The sequence below is a fragment of the Rhodococcus sp. SMB37 genome (genome assembly GCF_004345605.1).
Taxonomy (GTDB): Bacteria; Actinomycetota; Actinomycetes; order Mycobacteriales; family Mycobacteriaceae; genus Rhodococcus.
In genome coordinates, this window is sequence record NZ_SLVY01000001.1 from 306,943 (window position 1) to 328,422 (window position 21,480).

A 21,480-nucleotide genomic window follows, 5' to 3' on the forward strand; every position below is an offset into this window, starting at 1 on the left:
ACCTTAGCGAGAGCCCCGCTGCTCGCCGCCGCAGGACTCGACGATCCGCAGCGCTTCGGCAGCGAGATTCGGATCGGCGCCGTCGAGCCAGTGGATCCGGTGGTCGCGGCGGAACCACGAGCGCTGCCGCCGGACGTACCGCCGGGTACCGATGAACGTCCGCTCGCGGGCGTAGTCGAGGTCGCACTCGCCCTCCAGATACTCGAGAACCTGTGCGTATCCGATCGCGCGGCGTGCTGTCACGCCATCACGTAGTCCGAGTTCGATCAGTGCACGTACCTCGTCGACGAGTCCGAGTTCGAACATGAGATCGGTGCGCTTCTCGATGCGCTCGTCCAGATCTGTCGTGTCGCGGTCGACGCCCAGGATCAGCGTGTCCCATCGTGGGTCGCCGACGGTCGGTTGCGACGCCGCGAAGGGAAGACCGGTCAGTTCGACGACTTCCAACGCACGGACCATGCGGCGTCCGTCCGTGGGCAGGATCGTGGCGGCCGCAGCGGGGTCGGCGCAGCGCAGCGCCTCGTGCACAGCGGACACTCCCCCGTCGGCGAGAACGGATTCCCACTTCGCGCGGACCTCGGGGTCGGTCGCGGGGAACTGCCACTCGTCGAGCAGGGACTGCACGTACATCATCGACCCGCCGACGACAACCGGCACCCGGCCGGACGCGAGGATGCGCTCGACGTCGGCGGTCGCGGCCTCCTGGTAACGCGCGACTGTCGCGGTTTCGGTGACATCGAGGACGTCCAGTTGGTGGTGCGGAATCCCGCGTCGCTCGCCTACCGGCAGTTTCGCGGTGCCGATGTCCATGCCGCGGTACTGCTGCATCGCGTCGATGTTGACGATCTCGCCTCCGAGGGCTTCGGCGAGGTCCAGACCGAGATCCGACTTCCCTGTCGCGGTCGGACCTACGACAGCAATCGGGCGGTGATGCCCCGGAGTGCTCACGGGCGCCAGATTCCCACGTGGTACCCCACACCGTACGGTGCGGCGCTGTACTCGATCGTCGCCTCGGACGGGGGCTGGGTGAATATCCCTGCGAGGACCTGCCACGCGGCACGCCCCGCGAGTGCGATCTCCTCGCACAGCACGGCGTCGAACGCGGCGAGTCCGTGTGGATCTCCGGCCGCGAGTGCTGCGCGCAGGCTCTCCTCGACCGCGGCAGATCTCTCGTCGAGTGCGCCGGGCGCCTTCGCTGTCAGTGTTGCGGCGCCGTCGGCGACGATGAGCAACCCGCGTCGCGTCGTATCGGCATCGAGACGTGTTCGCAGTGTCTTGCCCAGTTGCGCGCAGTCGGCCGGGTCCGTGTCTCGGGCGAGGACGTGCACCTCGGCGCGCGCACCGGGCGCTGCACGCTCGCGGAGCCATCCGGCGACCAGTGCGGCCAGCGGCATGTCGGCATCCGGTGTTCCAGGGGTCTCATCTGCTGCGGGGCCGAGCGCAACCCGGACGTCGGCACCGAATCCGCGGAAGGTGCCCACCGCGTCGGACGGGACTTCCGCGGAGTCTGCTCCGGTGCCCACCACGATCCATTCGTCGACGTCGCCGATCCGGCTCGCCGCGTCGAGTACAGCGCGCCGGAGGTCGTCGGTCTCGGAAGCGGCGAGCCCGATCAATTCGGGCACGAGAAGAGGTGGGGAAGGCATGAACACCGCAGCGATCAACACATCGGCCACGGTAGTCGACCGGACCCGGAGCCCCGCAGGCGCGCGACCTGTTTCAATAGGGGGCGGACGTGATCACGGATGCCCGTGACCGGACCTGCGGTAAGCGATGCGATCAGGCAGCCGTGCCGCGCGGCAGAGATGAGGTAGCGATGACCGACCCGAACGCACAGGACCCGACGCCAGAGCAGGTGTCCGGCACACCGCCGCGTCCTGGTCCCCCGAAGCCGGGAGCCCCACGCCCGGGTGCGCCGAGGCCCGCCCCGACCGAGCATACGACCGCGTCGGAGCATGCGCCCAAGCCTCATCCGGTCCCGGGACAGACACATCCGCACGCCCCCTCAGTGCCGGCGAGCGATCCGAGCAAGTTCGGGCGTGTCGACGAGGACGGCACCGCGTGGGTCCTGACTGCCGAGGGTGAGCGGTGCATCGGTTCGTGGCAGGCGGGCAACGCCGCCGAAGGCCTGGAGCATTTCGGTCGGCGTTACGACGATCTCGCCACTGAAGTCGCACTGTTGGAGACGCGTCTGACGTCCGGCTCCGGCGATGCCAAGAAGACCCGGGCGGCAGCCGAGGCCCTGCTCGAGTCGTTGCCGACCGCTGCAGTGATCGGCGACCTGGACGCGCTCTCGACACGGCTCACCGGGGTGGTCGAGGAGTCCGAGAAGGCGGCGGTCGCCCAGAAACAGGAGAAGGAACAGCACCGCGCAGAGGCCACCGCCCGCAAGGAGGCGCTCGCGGCTGAGGCCGAGGAGATCGGCGCCGACTCGACCCACTGGAAGGCCGCGGGCGACCGCCTGCGGGAGATCCTCGACGAGTGGAAGTCGATCCGCGGTGTCGACCGCAAGACCGACGACGTGCTGTGGCGCCGGTATTCGAAGGCGCGAGAGGCATTCAACCGTCGTCGCGGCGCTCACTTCGCCGAACTCGATCGTGAACGTGCCTCCGCGAAGACCAAGAAGGAAGAACTGGTCGCGCGCGCCGAGGCAATGCAGGACTCGACCGATTGGGGAGCGACCGCCGCAGCATTCCGCGATCTGCTGGCCGAGTGGAAGGCGTCGGGACGTGCCCCGCGCGAAGCCGACGACCAGTTGTGGAAGCGCTTCAAGGGCGCGCAGGACGTCTTCTTCGCCGCGCGCAACGCCGCATCCGCCGAGCGCGACGCCGAGTTCGAGGACAACGCCCGCGCCAAGGAGGCTCTGCTCGAGTCGGCGTCGACCATCGACCCAGCGGCCGATCTGGAGGCGGCGCGTACCCGGCTGCGCGAGTTGCAGGAGCGGTGGGAGGCGATCGGCAAGGTTCCCCGCGACCGGATGCACGATCTCGAGGCCCGCCTCCGCGCGATCGAGAAGCGGGTCCGTGAGGTATCCGACAGTGAGTGGCGGCGGACCGACCCCGAAGCCCTGGCCCGCGCTGCCCAGTTCCGCGAACGAGTCCAGCAGTTCGAGGAACAAGCGGAAAAGGCCCAGGCGAAGGGCCGCACCAAGGACGCCGATGCGGCGCTCGCCCAGGCTGCACAATGGCGGGAGTGGGCGGAAGCGGCGGAAAGCGCCGTCGGAGAACGCTGACCGCCTCGCGGAGTAAGGACGAGCCCCGTTCGTGCCGGCCGGCCGGAACGAACGGGGCTCGTCTCGTGTCTGTGGGCGGCCTATTTCAGATGGCCACCGAACATTCCCCGACGGTCGTCCTCCTCGGCTACACGTCGCAATTCGGCCTCGGCTGCGAGCTGCGCGGACGTACGGGACCAGGCCACGCGGACCCAGTGGAAGGTCAGGACCATCACGGCAAGCCAGCCGAGGAACAGCCCGACTCCGGGTCCGGACGCGGCGGAGTCGACAGGGAGCGTCTGACGTGACCACACCGTGAGCAACCCGAAGATGATCGACACAGCAGAGCCGGCGGCCGCGGCCCACGCCAGGAACCACTTTCGGGTCACGAGCGCGAGAATCGAGGCGACCGCCCCGAAGCCGAGCGCGAGCCAGGTGAAGATTCGGGACGGAAGCGCAATCGATTCTGCCGTCGCGTCGGAGGCGAACGAGAGCACCTCCCACCCGTTGGCGGCACCGGCGTGCGGGAGGCTGAACGAACCGAGCAGCACGAGCACCGCGACGGCGACGAACATCGCGCGGGTTCCGGGGTCGATCTCACCTGCGATCCTGCGTTCGGCTGCCTCGAGGTCGGCGCGGGCCTCCCTGAGTCCGTGGTCGCTCAGCCGGTCGGTGTCACCATCCGTGCCCGTGTGGGTGTTCGGACTGTTCTCGCCCGTGGTCATGCGTTGCATCCCATCTGTGTCGGTAGAGGATCAGGGGCACCGATGCTCGGCAGGCCGAGTCCCACACCGATCGGTTTCGTCTTGGGCAGGCGCCCCTGTTCGAAGTGATCGCCCGCACGGGTGCGGCGGTGGGTGAGGATCGGGTTGTCGGCGACGAGATGATGCGGCGCGGCATCGCTGACGACGATCGTGACGATGTCGCCGGGCCGAACCGCGGTGTCGATGTTGCCTTCGGGCCGGAAGTGCACGAGACGCCCGTCGCGCGCGCGTCCGCTCATTCGGGCGGTTGCCGCGTTCTTTCGGCCTTCACCGGCCGCCACGAGAAGTTCGACTTCGGTACCTACGAGCATGCGGTTCTCTTCGAGGGTGATGCGCTCCTGCAGCGCGATCAGCCGCTCGTACCGCTCCTGCACGACAGCCTTCGGGAGCTGCTCGTCCATCTCGGCCGCGGGTGTGCCGGGTCGCTTGGAGTACTGGAACGTGAAAGCACTGGTGAATCGCGCCTTCTCGACGACGTCGAGGGTGTCCTGGAAGTCCTCTTCGGTCTCGCCGGGAAATCCGACGATGATGTCGGTGGTGATCGCCGCGTGCGGCATGGCTGCACGGACCCGCTCGATGATGCCGAGGAACTTCTCTTTGCGATACGAGCGGCGCATCGCCCGCAGGATCCTGTCGCTGCCCGACTGCAGCGGCATGTGGAGCTGCGGACAGACGTTGGGCGTCGATGCCATCGCTTCGATGACGTCGTCGGTGAACTCCGCGGGATGTGGCGAGGTGAACCGCACGCGTTCGAGCCCGTCGATGTCGCCGCACGCGCGGAGCAGCGACGCGAACGCACCGCGGTCGCGGGGCTGTTCCGGATCGGCGAAGGAGCGCCCGTACGAGTTGACGTTCTGCCCGAGCAGTGTCACTTCGAGTACACCCTCGTCGACGAGTGCCTGTACCTCGGCGAGGATGTCACCGGGTCGGCGGTCGACCTCTTTGCCGCGCAGGGCCGGCACGATACAGAAGGTGCACGTGTTGTTGCATCCGACCGAGATCGACACCCAGCCCGCGTAGGGTGACTCGCGCTTCGCCGGAAGCGTCGAAGGGAATGCTTCGAGCGACTCGAGGATCTCGACCTCGGCCTTCCGATTGTGGCGTGCACGGTCGAGGAGCGCCGGGAGGTTGCCGATGTTGTGGGTGCCGAACACGACATCGACCCACGGAGCCTTCTTGACGACGGTGGCGCGATCCTTCTGCGCGAGACAACCCCCGACCGCGATCTGCATGTTCGGGTTCTCGTCCTTGACCGGCCGGAGATGGCTCAGATTGCCGTACAGCTTGTTGTCGGCGTTCTCGCGAACCGCGCACGTGTTGAAGACGACCAGGTCGGGCGACCCGCCGGGCTCGGCGCGGGTGAATCCGGCGTCTTCCAACAGGCCGGACAAACGCTCCGAATCGTGCACGTTCATCTGGCAGCCGTAGGTGCGGACCTCGTAGGTCCGGGCACCTGTGTTCGGGGCAACATCGTCGATCAATGACACGTCTCAGGGTAGCTCACGAGAATAACCGACCGTCCCAGCGGTGACCGTGTCCGCCGCGCCGCGCCGACGGCCGGGAAGGCGACGGTCCGGTCTCGTCACCCCGTTGCTGTAAAAGTTGAATGTCGATGGGACGAAATGTGGAGGTTCCGGACAGCGACCGCATAGGGTCTTGATCATGACACCAGCGGACGCGGGTTCGGCGAAGCCCTCGGAGGACTCGGGCGGTACAGGCGCAGTGGCCGGTACCGGGAAATCGGCCGGCGCGCCCCCGATGATCACGATGACGAACGTGAACAAGCACTTCGGTGCTCTGCATGTCCTCCAGGACATCGACATCGAGGTTCCGAGTGGCCAGGTGGTCATCGTGGTCGGCCCGTCGGGATCCGGAAAGTCCACACTGTGCCGGACCATCAACCGGCTCGAGCCGATCGACTCCGGCGAGATCCAGGTCGACGGCAAGACCCTCCCGGCCGAAGGCAAGGCCCTGGCAGCACTGCGCGCCGACGTCGGCATGGTGTTCCAGTCGTTCAACCTCTTCGCGCACAAGACGATCCTCGAGAACGTGATGCTGGGCCCACTCAAGGTCCGCAAGCAGAAGAAGGACGCGGCACAGAAGAGCGCTCTGCAGTTGCTCGAACGCGTGGGTATCGCGAACCAGGCCGACAAGTACCCCGCACAGCTGTCCGGCGGTCAGCAGCAACGTGTCGCGATCGCCCGCGCACTGGCCATGAATCCGAAGGTGATGCTGTTCGACGAGCCCACCTCGGCACTCGACCCCGAGATGGTCCAGGAGGTTCTCGACGTGATGACCTCACTCGCCAAGGAGGGGATGACGATGGTCGTCGTCACCCACGAGATGGGCTTCGCCCGCAAGGCCGGGGACCGAGTGCTGTTCATGGCCGACGGCCGCATCGTCGAGGACACCGACCCCACCACGTTCTTCACCGCTCCGGCATCCGATCGGGCCAAGGATTTCCTCGGCAAGATCCTCAGCCATTAGCGCCTCTCCACGACAGCCCGATCGAACACCACAACCGGAGGTCCTCGATGAAAATCTCTCGCTCGATCCGCCTGGGCATCGGCGCGATCGCCGTCGCTCTCGCCGCCACAGCGTGCGGTGGCGACGAATCACGCAGTGTCACGTCCTCCGCCGAGAACGGAAACCTCGTGGTGGGCATCAAATTCGACCAGCCCGGACTCGGCCTCCGAAACCCTGACGGCACGTTCAGCGGATTCGATGTCGAGGTCGCCAAGTATGTGGCCGGCCAACTCGGAGTATCCGAGGAGAACATCGAGTTCAAGGAGTCGCCGTCGGCTCAGCGCGAAACGCTGATCCAGAACGGCGAGGTCGACTACATCGTCGCAACCTACTCGATCACCGACGCCCGCAAGGAGAAGGTCGATTTCGCGGGTCCGTACTTCATCGCGGGCCAGTCGCTGCTGGTGCGCTCCGACGAAGCCGATATCACCGGTCCGGAATCGCTCAACGGCGGCAAACGCCTGTGCTCGGTGACGGGGTCGACGCCGGCACAGAACGTCAAGGACACCTACGCACAGGATGTGCAGTTGCAGGAGTTCGACACCTACTCCGCATGCGTCGAGGCCCTGCGCAACGGTGCAGTCGATGCGGTGACCACCGACGACATCATCCTCGCCGGTTACGCAGCGCAGAGCCCCGGTGACTTCAAGGTGGTCGGTGAGCCGTTCACCGAGGAGCTGTACGGCATCGGCCTGGCCCAGGGCGACGACGCGTCACGCACTGCCATCAACGATGCGATCGAGGAAATGATCGCCAGCGGAGCCTGGGCGGAGGCCTTCGAGGCCACCGTCGGTGCATCCGGATACCCGCTGCCGGATCCGCCGACCGTCGATCGGTACTGATCCGACTCCGCGTCCCGAGGTTCGACCGGCCGGTTCGTGACGAGTTCACGGACCGGCCGGTTCCACCCCTCACAGTCCCGTCCCGTCGATCCCGGAGTTGACCTGTGGATCTGTTCAGCAAGTACGGCAGTCAGCTGCTCGAGGCATTCTGGACGACAATCCAGCTGACGGTGTTGTCCGCGATCGGTTCGCTGATCCTCGGCACAATCCTCGCCGCCATGCGGGTGTCACCGATCCCCGTCGCCCGGGCAGTCGGAACCGCATACGTGACGATCTTCCGAAACACACCACTGACCCTGATCATCATCTTCTGCCTGTTCGGGTTGTCGCAGACCCTCCAGATCCATCTCGCACCGCAGTCGTCGCCCACATTCTTGGTGGACAACAACTTCCGTCTCGCGGTTCTCGGCTTGACCGTCTACACCGCCGCCTTCGTATGCGAGTCGTTACGCTCCGGTATCAACACCGTCCACCTCGGACAGTCCGAAGCAGGTCGCTCCCTGGGCCTGACGTTCGGCCAGAATCTCCGGGTCATCGTGCTGCCGCAGGCGTTCCGCGCGGTCATCGCACCGCTCGGTTCCGTGCTCATCGCCCTCACCAAGAACTCGACCATCGCGTCGGTGATCGGTGTGGCCGAGGCGTCGCTGCTGATGAAGACGATGATCGAGAACGAGGCGGCGATCTTCGTCATCGGCGGAATCTTCGCCTTGGGCTTCGTCATCCTGACCCTCCCGACCGGCCTGCTGTTCGGCTGGCTCAGCAAGCGATTCGAGGTAGCCCGATGAGTTCGGAAGGCACTGTTCTCTACGACGCTCCCGGTCCGAAGGCGCGCGCGCTCTACCGTGCGCTGTCCGTCGTCGTAGCCGTCGTTCTCCTGGTCATCGCATACGTCGTGTACCGCGCACTGGACTCCCAAGGCCAGCTCACTGCAGCGAAATGGGAGCCGTTCCTCGAGTCGTCGAGCTGGACGACATATTTGATCCCCGGCATCCGAGGCACACTCGTCGCTGCCGCGCTGTCGATCGTGCTCGCCTTGATTCTGGGCGCGGTACTGGGTATCGGGCGCATGTCCGAGCATCGCCCCGTTCGGATGGTGTCCGGGTTCATCGTCGAACTGTTCCGCGCGATCCCCGTCCTCATCCTGATGATCTTCGCGTACCAGGTGTTCGCCGAGTACCGCCTGTTCAAGTCCGATTACCTGGCACTCGCCGCAGTCGTGACCGGCCTGACTCTCTACAACGGTTCCGTGATCGCCGAGATCGTGCGCGCAGGTATCAACTCACTGCCGAAGGGCCAGACCGAAGCAGCATCTGCCATCGGTCTGCGCAAGGGCCAGACCATGCGGCTGATCCTCCTGCCGCAGGCGGTGACCGTGATGCTGCCGGCGATCGTCTCGCAGATGGTGATCGCGCTCAAGGACTCCGCACTCGGCTATCTCATCGGTTACGTCGAAGTGGTGCGGTCGGGTCAGCAGCTCGGCGCCTACTTCCAGAACTACCTGCCGTCCTTGCTGGTGGTGGCTGCGATCATGATCATCCTCAACAGTGCGTTGACCCGATTCGCGACATGGCTCGAGAAGCGGATGCGGTCCAGTCGGCGCAGAGCTCCCGGCGTCGGCGGTGAGCCCGATGCCCCGGTCCCCGTGGCGGCAGTGCCCGGGATGGACATCACCGGGCCCCCTCGGTGAAGTGACGAGCGGAAAGTTCAGTCGAGTGGTTCATTCGCGTCGGCTTCGAAGGCCGCGAGTTCGTCGCGGACCACCTCGAAGGCCATTCCCTGCGCATAACCGCGACGGGCGAGCATCCCGACGAGGCGCCGCACCACCTTGTCGCGTACGGCTGCGATCTCACGACGGTCGCCCTCCGTGGGCAACGGCGCCTGAGTGCGGAGTTTCTTCCTGACCAGTTCTACTGCCCGGTCTCGTTCGGATGCACTGTCGATCGTGTCGAGAGCATCGGCCGCGTCCTGCTGGTCGATGCCCTTACGACGCAACTCCAGTGCTATCGCACGCTTACCCTTCCCCGAGTACAGATGCCGCGAGCGCACCCACTGCTGGGCGAAGTCGGCGTCGTCGATCAACCCGACCTCGGTGAGGCGATCGAGAGTACGCTCGGCCACCTCGGCTGTGAAGCCCCTCTGCTCGAGTTTGGTGGCGAGTTCGGCGCGACTCCGGGCCCGATCGGTGAGAAGCCTCAGACATGCGTCCTTGGCCTGCGCTTCTGTACCGCCTCCGGGTTCGGGCCGAACACGACGTCGGCGACCACCGGATGCGCCGGCCGTCGCAGGTTCGGATGGTCCGACATCTTCAGGATCGTCCATGGTGAGAACCCTAGACGCGGCCACCGACCGAATCCGCGGGCATGCCGAGCCAGGCAGTGATGTCTGCGCACACGAGGTCGGCGAGGTCGGCGTAGCCCCGTGCACCCGGGTGCGCACCATCCCCCTGCGCCGCTTCCCGCGTCCACGACGTCACGCCGGCAAGATGCGAAAACGTGTGGATGTAGGGCACAGCGCGCCCCTGGCACAGCAGGGCGAACCGCTCGTCGAGGACGGCGGTGCTCACATTCTGCCGCTGGTCTGCGATCGGTGGCGGCCCGACCACGAGTGTCGCCCATCCGTGGGACGCTGCCCGGTCGAGGATCGCGGCGAGATTGGATTCGGACTCGTCAGGCTCGACACGATATGAGCCGTCCTGCAATGTCGTGTCGTTGACGCCGAAAGACACGACCACCCGGTTGTCGCACTCGTCGGAAAACCGCGCGAGCGCTTCGCGGTGCCAACGCTCCCCCACATCGGAGGACGTGTCGCGCCTGACGCCGAGATTGTAGACAGTGAGGTCGATGGACAACTCGCCGAGTACATACTCGGCGACTCTGCCCACCCAACCGCGATGCGTCGGGTCCCCGACACCCGCGACGAAGGAATCACCGAAGACACACAACCGTATGGGACGCACCGTCATCCCACCGATGCTGCCAGACGATCGGTGGAGCGCTCAGGGAACGAACACCTCGAGGGGCGCTGGAACGACGTGGTGCAGACTCGTGGTGGCGACGGAGAACAGGACTCGCCCCGGCCCCGTGGGGATATCCACGTATCCGCCGTCCTGACGACTCGGCGCGAGCCCCCTCGAATGGTTCACTATGTACTCCGAAACCGAACCCGAAGCGCCGGTATCGAGGTTGTTCCAGTTCACCAACGCGGTCACGGCGCACGTCGGCTTTCCTCCGCTCGCCGTCCCGAGGTAGGGCGCGAATGTCATCGACACCAGCGCGGCGCCGGGATGATCGTGAGGAGATCGGATACTCGTAGTGATCTGGCCGGCGCACAGCGGATCGTTGCCTTCACCGAGGGTGTGCGTGTGGCCGGGAACGATCATGTAGTCGGTGTGATCAGCGGCTGCGGTCCCGGTGGCACCGAGAATCGTTGCGGCGCTCAATCCGGCCAGGACGGCGATCCTTGCTGAATGTCGTGTTTCCACAAGACCGAAGACTACTTTTCGAGATCAACTTCCGCAGCGCTTGTCCGAACTGTCGCGCCTGCCCGGACACGCCCGTGTCGGACATGAGGGAGGCACGGACCAATGGCCCGTGCCTCCCCAGGACTGATGCCGGCGGCTAGAAGTCGGCCTCTTCTTCTGCTGCGTCGGGGTCGGTCAGAACTGCACCGATACCGAGCTTCTCCTTGATCTTCTTCTCGACCTCATCGCGGATGTCGGTGTTCTCGAGCAGGAACTTGCGGGCGTTCTCCTTGCCCTGACCGAGCTGATCACCTTCGTACGTGTACCAGGACCCGGACTTTCGGATGAAGCCATGCTCGACACCCATGTCGATCAGCGAGCCCTCCTTGCTGATGCCCTGCCCGTAGAGGATGTCGAACTCCGCCTGCTTGAACGGCGGCGACACCTTGTTCTTGACGACCTTGACGCGGGTGCGGTTACCGACCGCGTCTCCGCCGTCCTTGAGTGTCTCGATGCGTCGGACGTCCAGCCGGACGGAGGCATAGAACTTCAAAGCCTTACCACCCGTGGTCGTTTCAGGAGAATTGTGCACCATGACGCCGTCGACGAAATAGTTGTGGTTGCCCTCGACCTCGATATCGAACCGGTGCATCGAGCGGGTTTCGGGCTTGACGTGGACATCGAGCACCCGCGCGGGCACCAGACGTTGCGTGGACTCGACGAACTGCGGCGTCACCGTACCGAGACCACGGAAGCGGGGCAGCAACTTGTATTCCATGGACGGAGCCATGTGCGGAGCCACAATCTCCTGGAACTTGATGCTCGACTCGGTGGTGAACGTCAGGTATGCCGCGCCAGCGGCACCTGCGCTGCGGAGCTTCACGTCGAGATCATGAGTGTCGCGCAGGTAATCGCGCAACCGCACACGGGAGCCTTCACTGAATGCCTCGACGCAGATCTCGATTCTCCCGCTGCCACCCACAGTTCTCTGCTGGAGCCCTTTCGAGCGCACGGAGAACGAGCCGTAATCCATGTACCAGACCGCGAGAGACAGCGGGGTGAGCGCCTTCAGGTACTCCTCGGACAGGAACTTCTTGCCGTCGCCGAGATACACCGCGCGCTGCAGTTCGGCGAGTTCGGGCAGCGGGGTGAAATCGACGAACTTGGCGCCCTTGTCGTTGATGTGCGTCGAATGGTCGATGTTGCCGAGGAGCTCGGTCTTCCAGTCGAGGTACTCGTGCTGCTGCGCGCCGTGGCCCAACCGGAAACGAACACCGTTGCGGTCTCGACGGTTCGGCGACAGGTTGCCGTCGCCCAGCAACGAGCCGAGAACAACCTCGAACTGCTGGTCACTCAGACGGTGCGGCTCCATGGCGAGAACACGGTCGCCCGCGATGATCTCGCCGGCGTGCGTCCAGCCGCCGGGGGTCCGGATGAGATGGTTCGGTGTGGCCGCGAACTGGGAACGACCGTTGCCGCCGGACTTCTCGACGGTGAACTGCAGGAAGTGGTCGGCCGGGCCGTTGTCGAACCAATTGACGATGCGACGAGCCACGATCTTGTCGGTGTCGGGGTCGTAGGACATGACCTCGACGTCCATCTTCTGATTGACGATCTTGCCGATCTTCTCGGTCGTGCCGTCGGCCAACTGCACCCTCGTGGAGTAGTTGAAGCAGCCGAACATCACGCCGATTTTTTCACGCAGCTGGTTGATGAAGATGGCGGTGGTGCCGGAGTTGCTGAGCGCACCCGTCATCTTGCGCAACGCCTGACTCATGAGCCGGGCCTGCAGGCCGACGTGACTGTCGCCCATCTCGCCTTCGATCTCGGCGCGCGGCACGAGGGCTGCGACCGAGTCGATGACGAGGATGTCGAGCGCGCCGGAGCGGATCAACATGTCGGCGATCTCGAGCGCCTGCTCGCCGGTGTCCGGCTGCGACACGAGCAGGGCGTCGGTGTCGACCCCGAGCTTGCGCGCATACTCCGGGTCGAGGGCGTGCTCCGCGTCGATGAATGCGGCGATACCGCCGGCAGCCTGAGCGTTGGCCACCGCGTGGAGCGCGACCGTGGTCTTACCCGAAGATTCCGGGCCATAGATCTCGACCACTCGGCCGCGCGGCAGACCACCGATACCGAGGGCTACGTCGAGCGCGATCGACCCGGTCGGGATCACGGCAATGGGAGCACGCGCCTCCTCCCCCAGACGCATCACCGAACCCTTGCCGAAATTCTTGTCGATCTGCGCCAGGGCGAGCTCGAGCGCCTTCTCGCGATCGTGTGCCTGTGCTGCCATCTTGGTCCCCTTCATCGTGTCTCGTCCTGCTTGCCGACGACGCTATATCCGGGCACCGACACTTTCGCTGCCACGACTGCGGAGCCGCCTGATCTGTGGATGAACGCGGCGCCTGTGGACAGACGCACTTCACCGCCGAACACCCCCAGCATAGGGGAACGTTTGTTCGAATACATGCAAAATGTGTTCGATCAACGACGTACAGCGGGCACGTCGAACTCCTCACACAGCGCCCGCCACACCTCACGAGGCTCCCGACCTGCTTCGATCGCCTGGGCGGCGGTGCGCCCGCCCAACTCGAGCAGTATGTGGTCACGCAACAGCGCATCGCCGTACACCTGCCCGAATTCGTCTCGGACCATCTCGTGGAACTCGGTCAATCGCACGCCACCACCGTAACGGCCCGAGCGAACTGCATGCAGCGGCGTCGAGGCCGGCACGGCCGTCAGTGAACTGCACCCAGGCACACCGCGACGGGATCCTGCACGTCCGTCGCCGTGTCGGCGGCGCGACGGGCCGCCTCGGTGAACCTCGGTTCCGCCAGGACACCTGTGACCGCGTCCCGGACCGCCGCGGCGTCGAGGGGCCGGACCACCACTGCGCTCCCCTGCCGCGCAGCCCGGTTCGCGAGTTCCCACTGATCGCCCCCACCCGGCACGATCACAGCCGGCACCCCTGCGCTCAAGGCCTTGGCGAGCATCCCGTGCCCGCCACCGCAGACCACGACATCGACATCACGGAGAAGGACATCCTGGCGACCCTGCCCTGCCACCGCCCATTCCGGGAGCACATTCGCGGGCGGGTCGAGCATCGTGGCAACGACACGCATCCCCAGCCCGCCCAGCCCCTCGCACACCGCGTCGAGCATCCCGACGACTCCGGTGGCCGCAGTCGACGGCGCGACCATCACAAGAGGGCCGTCACCCGGAGGCGGTTCGAGAACGGCGCAGGTCGGCTCCCAATGCAACGGGCCGACGACGTGTGCGTTCGACGGCCAATCCGGCCGCGGCACCTCGAGGGCAGGCACGGTCGCGACGAGTCTCGCGTTCGGCCCCGGATCCTGTGCCGGGAGACCGATCCCGACGCGCGCAGCGGAACGCTGGCGTTTTCCCTGCTTCAACGACCGCGCCGTGAGTCCGCGCAACACCGCATCGCGTGCCCGCCCGCGGAGTCCCGTCCCGGGCTCGAGCCCGCTACCGATGGGGGGCAGGCCGCGCGACGGCAAGTACAACGGGTGCGGAGACAACTCGACCCACGGGATCCCGAGCCGCTCGGCAGCCATTCCGCCTCCCGCGGTGATGACGTCGGAGACGACAAGATCCGGCAGAAGCGCGCTGAGACCGGGCAGCAGGAGGGTCGCGATGTGCGCGGCCCGCGCATGAATCTTCGCACCGGCATCGCCGTCGTCGTCGTCGGCTCTCGGCGTCAGCCCGTCGAGCGGCGCCACCGTGACCCCGGGCACGCCGATGTCGAACCAGCGTTCGCCGGTGAAGAGCACCGCTTCGTGACCGGCATCGACGAACCGCTTGCTCAGCGCAATGGCCGGAAACGCGTGTCCTGCATCGGGCCCGGCCACCACTGCCACTCGCATCGGCCCAGACTGCCACACGATCGTGCTCACCGGAGCAGGCGGTCACCTCGGTCGCCGACGCCGGCCTCCAGGTCTAGCCGGAGAAAGTATAGAGGTCGAAGCCCACGGCGCGAGGCGCCGGAAACCCGGGCAGCGACTCCGTCGCCATCTCGACCTGCGCTCGGGCCTGCTCCACGACGTCCGTACCGGAAAGCGCCTCGAGATACCGGCGATGCGCGGCGAGCGACTCCACCGCCACGTCGACGGTGTCGGTGACATCGACCGCGTGCGATGCGCCCGGGAGGTTGACCGCTGCCCACCGCACTCCCGACCACGGCGCCAGTCCCTGTTCCTCGGTGAGTTCCGGGAAGATCCATTCGTTGGCCGCATCGGACACGGCGTCGAGCACACTCAGGCCCAACGCGCGATGATCGGCACTGTTCAGCGCTCCGGGAAACCACGTGAGCCCGAAATTCGCGGTGACCACCATCTCGGGCCGATGCCGTCGGATCGCCGCCGCCACGTCACGCCGCAGATCCGGTCCGGCGACGAGTCGCCCGTCCGGGTATCCGAGGAACTCGACGGTCTCGACGCCGACGATCGCCGCCGATGCCCGTTCCTCTTCCTCCCGGAGCGGACCGCACTCCGCGGGCGGCAGGCCCGCTATCCCCGCCTCACCGCTGGTGGCGAGGACATACCGGATGTCCTTGCCCTGCCGAGTCCACCGGGCCACCGCCGCAGCGGCTCCGTACTCGATGTCGTCGGGATGCGCGACGACGACGATTCCCCGCGTCCAGTCCTCCGGCACGTGTTCCATACGTTCCACTATGCGGTCCGGATCAGACCCTCGTGATGTCGTCGCGCCGATTTCCTCCGGAGATGGCCTTGTACAGCATGTAACCGCCGAACGCGATCGCACCCAGCACCAGGATCCCGAAGAGGTGGTCGAACACTGCGCCGATCACCGCAAGTCCGATCCACACGAGCACCACTACACCGACAATCTTCCAGAACATCGTCTTCTCCCGCCTCGTGCCTGAGCACGTTCCGTGTCGTACTCACACGATCCTGGCACGACAACGTCGATAAAACACCAGCTCAGAGCATAAATCAGGGAAAGATCAGGGGATACCCGCAGAACCCTGGGGCACCTCTCGGGGTCCGCGTTCACCCAGGGCGGTGGTGCGAATCCGTCCGTATCCGCCTACGCTCGACGGGTTTGGTCCTCTATTCGGAAGTCGACTGTCGGAAGCTGAGTGAACGTGTCCCCGAGCCGCCCTACCCCCGCCCGCGACCTGGCACAGATCGCGGTGTTCGCCGCCCTCATCATCGCGCTCGGCCTGCCGGGCCAGATCACGATCGGGTCCTCGGGTGTCCCCATCACCCTGCAGACTCTCGGCGTGATGCTCGCCGGCGCGCTGCTCGGTGCACGTAAGGGCATGCTGTCGGTCTCGACCGTGATTCTGCTGGGTCTTGCGCTGCCGGTACTCGCGGGGGGACGGACCACACTCACCTCGCTCGCCGGACCGACAGCAGGCTTCCTGATCGGCTGGATTCCGGCCGTCGCGGTCATCGGTTGGCTCAGCGCCCGCATGCTCCCCCGTTATCGCCTTCTGCCGGGCATTGCGGTCAATGTGCTCGGTGGCATCGTGGTGCTGTACGTGTTCGGAATCGCCGGGATGGTGCTGCGAACCGATCTGACCGTGTGGGCCGCGGCCGCAGCCAACGTCGCGTTCCTCCCGGGCGACCTCTTCAAGGCCGTCGTAGCCGCCGCGGTGGCTGCCCAGGTCCATCGGGCCTACCCGGCCCTGCTGATGTCCCCGATCCGACCTGCGCCCACGGCCGACCCCGCACACTGATCGCTGCACGACCCGATGAGCGAGATTCGTTTCCAGCAGGTCCGCCACGCCTACGGTGAGCGCGCCGTCCTCGACGACGTGAACCTCATCCTCACCGAACAGCGCATCGGCATCGTCGGCGCGAACGGCAGTGGGAAGTCGACGCTCGCACGGATGATCAACGGGTTGGTCGTCCCCACCTCAGGTTCGGTGACCGTCGACGGACTGGACACCGACCGCAAGGGGCGCGAGGTCCGCAAACACGTGGGATTCGTCTTCACCGATCCGGATCATCAGATCGTGATGCCGACGGTCGCAGAAGACGTCGCGTTCTCCTTGCGGCGTAGCCCGCTCGGTAAGACCGAGCGGGCTATGCGGGTCCGGCAGGTGCTCGACGACTTCGGTCTCGCTGCGCATCACGATCACCCGAGTCATCTCCTGTCGGGTGGCCAGAAACAATTGCTCGCGCTCGCGGCGATCATGGTCACGGACCCGCAGGTCCTGGTCGCCGACGAACCCACCACCCTGCTCGACCTGCGCAACACCAAGCTGATCGCTCGGACGTTCGCGAGCCTCGATCAACAATTGGTCGTCGTGACCCACCACCTCGATCTGCTCGGCGATTTCGATCGGGTCCTCGTCGTCGATTCCGGCCGGATCGTCGCCGACGACGTACCGGACCCGGCGATCGCGTACTACCGGGACCTGATCGGGTGAGCATCGTCGGCCTGCACCATCCTGGGAACTCGCCGCTGCATCGCATGCCGGCGGGGGTGAAGCTCATCGTCGTCGCACTCGCGATCGTGGCCATGACCCTGTGGATCCGGCAACCGTGGCAGGTCCTTCCCTGCGCGGTCGTCGTCGCGGGTACCTACGCCCTCGCCCGGATCCCGGTACGCCTCGCCGTGACGCAGTTGCGGCCACTGCTGTGGATGCTCGCGATCATCGCGGTGTTCCAGGTGATCGTGGCGGGATGGGAACGTGCCGTGGTGATCTGCGGATCACTGTTTCTGGCGATCGCCTTCGCCCTGCTGATCACGCTGACCACCCGCATGACGGACATGCTCGACGCGATTGTCTCGGGAGTGCGACCGCTTCGCCGGGTGGGAGTGGATCCCGATCGAGTGGGTCTCGTCCTCGTGATGACGATCCGCTGCATTCCGCTCCTGGCCTCGATGGTCGCGCGGGTCACCGAGGCGCGCAAGGCACGGGGGCTGGGTTTCTCGTTGCGGGCTCTGGTGGTGCCTGTCGTGGTGGGCGCACTCATGACCGCAGAGGCCATGGGTGAGGCACTCGCTGCACGCGGTATCGACGACTGACAGAGGTGCGTGCCCGATTTCTCGTGGCCGATTCTCGCGAAATGAACTCTCAGTTCAGTGCCGGTGACGCTGGTGGATCTGCTCGATCTCCCGCCAGGACTGCGCCCAGCTCTCGAGCCGATCCGACGCGTCGATGAGTTCGGAGCGCTGCCGGTCGAGTAGCGCCATCGACCGGGTGCCTTCGGGTGCTGCCGCGAGTTTCGCAGCAGCGGAGACGAGATGTTCGTATTGATCGACGCCCGCGTCGAGCTGCTCACCCGCTGCCGTGATGGCGGGACCCAGGTGAACGCCCGCCGCCGCACTGGCCCGAGCCGCCGATTCGAGGGCCACGATGTCTTCGACCACGCTGCCCAGCGCAGACGACGCCGACCGCGCGGCCTCCCCGATCTCCGCGAGGTCGTCGCCTGCGACAGCACCGGACTTCGACACGACTGCGAGCAATCGTGCGAGGCCCTGCTCATTGCTCGACAGCCGTTCCATTGCCGCTCGGGCCACCGATCCCACCGGCGGCAGCGACCGGCGCGGCGGAAGCTCAGGTGGAAGAGGTACTGAGGCGAGCCGGCGGAACCGGCGCAGCGCGAACACCGCGGGCACCGCGAAGGCTGCTGTCGCGCCGCCGGTGGCCACGATCGTCCAATCGGGGGCCGATGCCGCGACCAGAGTTGCGGTACCGATACCCCATGTTCCGGCCGTCGCGCCGAAGAACCCGGCGCTCCGACGGGCGCGGCGCTTCTTACGTCGTAGCTTCGCTGCGGGGTCGCGCCATCGACGCGCGACGTCCACCGCCGCGTCGGTCACGTCTCGGAGCGCGGCGACGGCCGGACCGGTAGTCGTTCCGGTCCGGCCGTCGTCGGGTGTGCTCATGCTTTCCGAGTTCCGCGTCGATGGAGGGTCGAGCGACTACTGGGCCCCGGCGGAGCCTGCAGCGTTAGGCGGTTCCTTGGCGGTGTTGACAGCGGGACTCGCCGGTGCGCCGCCCGGCAGGGCGTCGCCCTTCATGGAGGCACGGATCTGTTCGAGACGACTGTGGCCCGCCATCTGGACGGTCGCTTGCTGTACCTCGAGCATGCGGCCCTGTACCGAGTTCTGCGCGAGTTCGGCCGAACCCAGCGCGGTAGCGTAGCGCTGCTCGATCTTCTCCCGCACGGCATCAAGGCTCGGAGTGGTGCCCGGCGCGGACAGCGTCGAGTCCATGGACCGCAGCGATTCGCTGACGCGTTCCTGCATCTTCGCCTGCTCGAGCTGGCTGAGCAGCTTGGTGCGCTCCGCCACCTTCTGCTGGAGCGCCATGGCGTTCTGCTCGACGGCCTTCTTGGCCTGCGCCGCTGCTTGCAGTGACTGATCGTGCAGGACCTTCAGATCCTCGACCGACTGTTCAGCGGTGACGAGCTGCGCAGCGAATGCCTCCGCTGCATTCGTGTACTGGATCGCCTTCTCCGTATCGCCTGTGTTGCTGGCCTGGTCGGCCATCATCACGGCCTGGCGAGCACTCGCGTTCAGCTTCTCGACCTCGTCCAGCTGCCGGTTCAGCTTCATCTCCAGCTGGCGCTGATTGCCGATCACGGATGCTGCCTGCTGCGACAGGGCCTGGTGCTGACGCTGTGCGTCTTCGATCGCCTGCTGAATCTGGACCTTCGGATCGGCCTTCTCATCGATCTTGGAGTTGAAGAGCGCCATGAGGTACTTCCAACCCTTGACGAACGGATTAGCCATGGGTGTGATCCCGCCTCCATCTGTACGCCGCGCCGAACGCGACCCGGTGCGCGACCCTCGCACACCGGTTCCGGTCCGTCGTGCCGGTCACCTTCGCCTCGACCGGTCCGACGATCCCACCTGGCGACTTGGGCCACCCCCCGGACGGTGACCCACGCTATGTCGCTTTCGTCCGTATCCGGCGAGGCCGACACGGTCGTGATCCATGTTAGGCCGCAGCGAGCGCCCGCGCCGCAGGTGCCGGAATCACCACGCGGGTCTCCTGCGTGATGAGCGAATCCTGGGCAAGCAGCGGGTCCTGGGTCAGCAGGGCGGCGTCAACCGTCTCCGACTCGGAGTGCGCCGCATCCGAGCCCGCATACGTACCCGGCATCACGACGTCCGCGCCGGCGTGCTGCAGAGTCCGATCCGCAAGCGACTCGCTGACGTCGAAAAGCACGTCGGACAGGGGTACGTCGAGTGCGTCGCAGATGGCGGCGAGCAACTCGCTCGACGCCTCCTTCCGCCCTCGTTCGACCTCCGAGAGATAACCGAGGCTGACCCGGGCGCTGCTGGACACTTCACGCAGGGTGCGGCTCTGCGAAACACGGGTGCGCCGAAGGCTGTCACCGAGTGCCTCACGCAACAACAGCGCCATCGCATCCTCCTTCGTCCGTCGTGCCTACACCTCGTCAACGCGCGACCCGCTCGCGAGGTTCCCGGGCATCCTCCGGACTTCGAATACCGCGGTGCACAGACATTACAACGCCGACGAAGAACCCAAGCGCGTGAGTAGCCCCGACACGGCCGCTTCGACCGCTCCGAGCCTGATCTGCCATCGATCGCCGCCGACTTCCGGTCGCGTGACGCAGGTCCCGGTCGGTCCGCTGATCCCGAGAAACAGGGTTCCCGGAGGATGCCCGTCCTGGTCGTCGGGACCGGCGACACCCGTGAGCCCGACGCCCCACGTCGCATCGCATCGCCGCAGCGCACCCTCGGCGAGCGCAGCGGCGGTCGAAGCCGCCACCGGACCGTCGAGAGCCAACTGCTCGGCTTGCGCACCGGCGAGTGTCGCCTTGAGATCGGTCGCGTAGACAACCAATCCTCCACGTAGGACCGCACTCGCCCCCGGAACACCAGCGATTGCGGCCGAGAGCAACCCGGCGGTCAGCGACTCCGCGGTCGCCACCGTCTCCCCACGCACTGCCAGGGCCGCGACGAGTTCCCGCGCACGGGTGGCCGCCACCAGAGGGTCCCCGCCCTGTGTCACGCCTGTTCGCCGTTCCGGTGCTCATGTTCGGCGCGACGCACTCCGGCGCGCAGCCTCGCCGCCTGGACCACGTAATCGAGACCGGTGACGACCGTGAGCATCACCGCCAGCACGATCAACGCCATGGCGAACGGCGCGACGGCGTCAGGTAGCGGAAGCAGATACACACCGATCGCGACGGTCTGCACCAACGTCTTGAGTTTGCCGCCGCGACTGGCGGGTATGACAGCGTGCCGCAGCACGGCGAAGCGCAGCGCCGTGATCCCCAGTTCGCGCGCGGCGATGATGCCCGTGACCCACCATGACAGGTCGCCGAGCAGCGACAGCCCCACCAGCGCAGCCCCGATGAGCGCCTTGTCGGCGATCGGGTCGGCCATCTTCCCGAAATCCGTGACCAGGCCGAACCTGCGGGCGAGCTGACCGTCGATACGGTCGGTGATCGCAGCGATTGCGAAGACCCCGGCCGCAGCGAGCCGCCAGACCGTCTCCTGTCCGTCACCGACGAACAGGAGGACGAGGAACACAGGGACCAGCGCAATGCGCATCACCGTGAGGATGTTGGCGATGTTCCACAGTGGGACAGGGTCGTGCGCGGAACCGGCATGCGGTCCCGGTGCGGCGCCGCTCCCGCCCGATGCGGCAACGGACTGGCGGGGCGTGCTCATGCGCCCACAATATCGGTACATTCACGCGCT

Annotated in this window: 25 protein-coding genes; 8 read left to right on the plus strand and 17 right to left on the minus strand. The window is 66.3% G+C overall.

Annotated features, from left to right (window positions below; genetic code table 11):
- Positions 1–3 precede the first annotated feature (3 nt).
- Positions 4–948, minus strand: a complete 945-nt coding sequence (gene miaA, locus EV641_RS01475; protein ID WP_132470330.1) for a tRNA (adenosine(37)-N6)-dimethylallyltransferase MiaA — start codon at positions 946–948, stop codon at positions 4–6.
- On the minus strand, positions 945–1,676 hold the full coding sequence (locus tag EV641_RS01480; RefSeq protein ID WP_241996734.1) for a class III extradiol dioxygenase subunit B-like domain-containing protein: 732 nt from the start codon (positions 1,674–1,676) through the stop codon (positions 945–947). The genes miaA and EV641_RS01480 overlap by 4 nt, the downstream gene beginning before the upstream one ends.
- A 140-nt stretch (positions 1,677–1,816) precedes the next feature.
- Between EV641_RS01480 and EV641_RS01485 the strand changes: the two genes are divergently transcribed.
- On the plus strand, positions 1,817–3,232 hold the full coding sequence (locus EV641_RS01485; RefSeq protein ID WP_132470333.1) for a DUF349 domain-containing protein: 1,416 nt from the start codon (positions 1,817–1,819) through the stop codon (positions 3,230–3,232).
- A gap of 80 nt (positions 3,233–3,312) precedes the next feature.
- On the opposite strand, the gene EV641_RS01490 is transcribed toward EV641_RS01485, so the two are convergent.
- The gene (locus EV641_RS01490; protein WP_132470336.1) at positions 3,313–3,945 is read right to left on the minus strand and encodes a hypothetical protein; all 633 of its coding nucleotides are present in this window, start codon (positions 3,943–3,945) and stop codon (positions 3,313–3,315) included.
- Positions 3,933–5,462: a tRNA (N6-isopentenyl adenosine(37)-C2)-methylthiotransferase MiaB gene (gene miaB, locus EV641_RS01495; RefSeq protein ID WP_132470339.1), complete on the minus strand. Its 1,530-nt coding sequence runs from the start codon at positions 5,460–5,462 to the stop codon at positions 3,933–3,935. Before miaB ends, EV641_RS01490 begins: the two co-directional genes overlap by 13 nt.
- A 271-nt stretch (positions 5,463–5,733) precedes the next feature.
- Between miaB and EV641_RS01500 the strand changes: the two genes are divergently transcribed.
- The 4 genes from EV641_RS01500 to EV641_RS01515 all read left to right on the plus strand — a co-directional run bounded on the left by EV641_RS01500 (position 5,734) and on the right by EV641_RS01515 (position 9,030).
- Complete coding sequence (locus EV641_RS01500) at positions 5,734–6,462, plus strand: amino acid ABC transporter ATP-binding protein (protein WP_054714974.1); 729 nt, start codon at positions 5,734–5,736, stop codon at positions 6,460–6,462.
- A gap of 47 nt (positions 6,463–6,509) precedes the next feature.
- The gene (locus tag EV641_RS01505; RefSeq protein ID WP_132470342.1) at positions 6,510–7,343 is read left to right on the plus strand and encodes a glutamate ABC transporter substrate-binding protein; all 834 of its coding nucleotides are present in this window, start codon (positions 6,510–6,512) and stop codon (positions 7,341–7,343) included.
- A gap of 104 nt (positions 7,344–7,447) precedes the next feature.
- Positions 7,448–8,128 carry an amino acid ABC transporter permease gene (locus EV641_RS01510; protein WP_132470345.1) on the plus strand — a complete coding sequence of 227 codons (681 nt, stop codon included), beginning with the start codon at positions 7,448–7,450 and terminating at the stop codon, positions 8,126–8,128.
- The gene (locus tag EV641_RS01515; RefSeq protein ID WP_054714965.1) at positions 8,125–9,030 is read left to right on the plus strand and encodes an amino acid ABC transporter permease; all 906 of its coding nucleotides are present in this window, start codon (positions 8,125–8,127) and stop codon (positions 9,028–9,030) included. The genes EV641_RS01510 and EV641_RS01515 overlap by 4 nt, the downstream gene beginning before the upstream one ends.
- Positions 9,031–9,047: 17 nt before the next feature.
- Here EV641_RS01515 and recX read toward each other — a convergent pair whose 3' ends face one another.
- The 8 genes from recX to EV641_RS29375 all read right to left on the minus strand — a co-directional run bounded on the left by recX (position 9,048) and on the right by EV641_RS29375 (position 15,682).
- The gene (recX, locus tag EV641_RS01520; RefSeq protein WP_132470348.1) at positions 9,048–9,662 is read right to left on the minus strand and encodes a recombination regulator RecX; all 615 of its coding nucleotides are present in this window, start codon (positions 9,660–9,662) and stop codon (positions 9,048–9,050) included.
- A gap of 10 nt (positions 9,663–9,672) precedes the next feature.
- Positions 9,673–10,305, minus strand: a complete 633-nt coding sequence (locus EV641_RS01525; protein WP_054714968.1) for a GDSL-type esterase/lipase family protein — start codon at positions 10,303–10,305, stop codon at positions 9,673–9,675.
- 33 nt (positions 10,306–10,338) lie between these two features.
- Positions 10,339–10,824 carry a hypothetical protein gene (locus EV641_RS01530; protein WP_054714970.1) on the minus strand — a complete coding sequence of 162 codons (486 nt, stop codon included), beginning with the start codon at positions 10,822–10,824 and terminating at the stop codon, positions 10,339–10,341.
- Between the two features lie 136 nt (positions 10,825–10,960).
- The gene (recA, locus tag EV641_RS01535) at positions 10,961–13,096 is read right to left on the minus strand and encodes an intein-containing recombinase RecA (protein WP_132470351.1); all 2,136 of its coding nucleotides are present in this window, start codon (positions 13,094–13,096) and stop codon (positions 10,961–10,963) included.
- A gap of 191 nt (positions 13,097–13,287) precedes the next feature.
- A complete protein-coding gene (locus EV641_RS01540) occupies positions 13,288–13,482 on the minus strand; it encodes a DUF3046 domain-containing protein (RefSeq protein WP_054714978.1) in 195 nt (64 codons plus the stop codon).
- Between the two features lie 59 nt (positions 13,483–13,541).
- Positions 13,542–14,687: a nucleotide disphospho-sugar-binding domain-containing protein gene (locus tag EV641_RS01545; RefSeq protein ID WP_199233093.1), complete on the minus strand. Its 1,146-nt coding sequence runs from the start codon at positions 14,685–14,687 to the stop codon at positions 13,542–13,544.
- A gap of 73 nt (positions 14,688–14,760) precedes the next feature.
- Positions 14,761–15,483: a PIG-L deacetylase family protein gene (locus tag EV641_RS01550; protein ID WP_132470354.1), complete on the minus strand. Its 723-nt coding sequence runs from the start codon at positions 15,481–15,483 to the stop codon at positions 14,761–14,763.
- A 22-nt stretch (positions 15,484–15,505) separates the two neighbouring features.
- Positions 15,506–15,682: a hypothetical protein gene (locus EV641_RS29375; RefSeq protein ID WP_169688772.1), complete on the minus strand. Its 177-nt coding sequence runs from the start codon at positions 15,680–15,682 to the stop codon at positions 15,506–15,508.
- 246 nt (positions 15,683–15,928) lie between these two features.
- On the opposite strand from EV641_RS29375, the gene EV641_RS01555 reads away from it, so the two are divergent.
- From EV641_RS01555 to EV641_RS01565, 3 genes are read left to right on the plus strand one after another with little or no spacing between them, the layout of a single operon-like run.
- Positions 15,929–16,525 carry a biotin transporter BioY gene (locus EV641_RS01555; RefSeq protein WP_054718942.1) on the plus strand — a complete coding sequence of 199 codons (597 nt, stop codon included), beginning with the start codon at positions 15,929–15,931 and terminating at the stop codon, positions 16,523–16,525.
- A gap of 15 nt (positions 16,526–16,540) precedes the next feature.
- Positions 16,541–17,221 (plus strand): ABC transporter ATP-binding protein, encoded by a 681-nt coding sequence (locus EV641_RS01560; RefSeq protein WP_132470356.1) that lies wholly within the window; start codon positions 16,541–16,543, stop codon positions 17,219–17,221.
- Entirely contained in the window at positions 17,218–17,823 is a 606-nt protein-coding gene (locus EV641_RS01565) for an energy-coupling factor transporter transmembrane protein EcfT (protein WP_132470359.1), read from the plus strand. The genes EV641_RS01560 and EV641_RS01565 overlap by 4 nt, the downstream gene beginning before the upstream one ends.
- A gap of 54 nt (positions 17,824–17,877) precedes the next feature.
- Here the strand turns inward: EV641_RS01565 and EV641_RS01570 are convergent, their stop codons facing one another.
- From EV641_RS01570 to pgsA, 5 genes are all read right to left on the minus strand, one after another.
- On the minus strand, positions 17,878–18,687 hold the full coding sequence (locus EV641_RS01570; protein ID WP_132470362.1) for a hypothetical protein: 810 nt from the start codon (positions 18,685–18,687) through the stop codon (positions 17,878–17,880).
- 36 nt (positions 18,688–18,723) lie between these two features.
- Positions 18,724–19,536: a PspA/IM30 family protein gene (locus tag EV641_RS01575; RefSeq protein ID WP_132470365.1), complete on the minus strand. Its 813-nt coding sequence runs from the start codon at positions 19,534–19,536 to the stop codon at positions 18,724–18,726.
- Positions 19,537–19,744: 208 nt separating this feature from the next.
- Complete coding sequence (locus EV641_RS01580) at positions 19,745–20,173, minus strand: helix-turn-helix transcriptional regulator (protein ID WP_132470367.1); 429 nt, start codon at positions 20,171–20,173, stop codon at positions 19,745–19,747.
- Between the two features lie 102 nt (positions 20,174–20,275).
- Positions 20,276–20,761 carry a CinA family protein gene (locus EV641_RS01585; protein WP_241996736.1) on the minus strand — a complete coding sequence of 162 codons (486 nt, stop codon included), beginning with the start codon at positions 20,759–20,761 and terminating at the stop codon, positions 20,276–20,278.
- Positions 20,762–20,781: 20 nt separating this feature from the next.
- Positions 20,782–21,450: a CDP-diacylglycerol--glycerol-3-phosphate 3-phosphatidyltransferase gene (gene pgsA / locus EV641_RS01590; RefSeq protein ID WP_132470373.1), complete on the minus strand. Its 669-nt coding sequence runs from the start codon at positions 21,448–21,450 to the stop codon at positions 20,782–20,784.
- Between the last annotated feature and the right edge of the window lie 30 nt (positions 21,451–21,480).

Bases quoted from the DNA above. Each gene is read 5' to 3' on its own strand.
- EV641_RS01515 (WP_054714965.1), top strand. From the start codon at position 8,125: ATGAGTTCGGAAGGCACTGTTCTCTACGACGCTCCCGGTCCGAAGGCG.
- EV641_RS01490 (WP_132470336.1), bottom strand. From the start codon at position 3,945: ATGCAACGCATGACCACGGGCGAGAACAGTCCGAACACCCACACGGGC.
- recA (WP_132470351.1), bottom strand. From the start codon at position 13,096: ATGGCAGCACAGGCACACGATCGCGAGAAGGCGCTCGAGCTCGCCCTG.
- EV641_RS29375 (WP_169688772.1), bottom strand. From the start codon at position 15,682: ATGTTCTGGAAGATTGTCGGTGTAGTGGTGCTCGTGTGGATCGGACTT.
- EV641_RS01570 (WP_132470362.1), bottom strand. From the start codon at position 18,687: ATGAGCACACCCGACGACGGCCGGACCGGAACGACTACCGGTCCGGCC.
- EV641_RS01550 (WP_132470354.1), bottom strand. From the start codon at position 15,483: ATGGAACACGTGCCGGAGGACTGGACGCGGGGAATCGTCGTCGTCGCG.
- EV641_RS01525 (WP_054714968.1), bottom strand. From the start codon at position 10,305: ATGACGGTGCGTCCCATACGGTTGTGTGTCTTCGGTGATTCCTTCGTC.
- EV641_RS01560 (WP_132470356.1), top strand. From the start codon at position 16,541: ATGAGCGAGATTCGTTTCCAGCAGGTCCGCCACGCCTACGGTGAGCGC.
- EV641_RS01575 (WP_132470365.1), bottom strand. From the start codon at position 19,536: ATGGCTAATCCGTTCGTCAAGGGTTGGAAGTACCTCATGGCGCTCTTC.
- pgsA (WP_132470373.1), bottom strand. From the start codon at position 21,450: ATGAGCACGCCCCGCCAGTCCGTTGCCGCATCGGGCGGGAGCGGCGCC.
- EV641_RS01545 (WP_199233093.1), bottom strand. From the start codon at position 14,687: ATGCGAGTGGCAGTGGTGGCCGGGCCCGATGCAGGACACGCGTTTCCG.
- EV641_RS01580 (WP_132470367.1), bottom strand. From the start codon at position 20,173: ATGGCGCTGTTGTTGCGTGAGGCACTCGGTGACAGCCTTCGGCGCACC.
- EV641_RS01485 (WP_132470333.1), top strand. From the start codon at position 1,817: ATGACCGACCCGAACGCACAGGACCCGACGCCAGAGCAGGTGTCCGGC.
- EV641_RS01505 (WP_132470342.1), top strand. From the start codon at position 6,510: ATGAAAATCTCTCGCTCGATCCGCCTGGGCATCGGCGCGATCGCCGTC.
- EV641_RS01500 (WP_054714974.1), top strand. From the start codon at position 5,734: ATGATCACGATGACGAACGTGAACAAGCACTTCGGTGCTCTGCATGTC.
- recX (WP_132470348.1), bottom strand. From the start codon at position 9,662: ATGGACGATCCTGAAGATGTCGGACCATCCGAACCTGCGACGGCCGGC.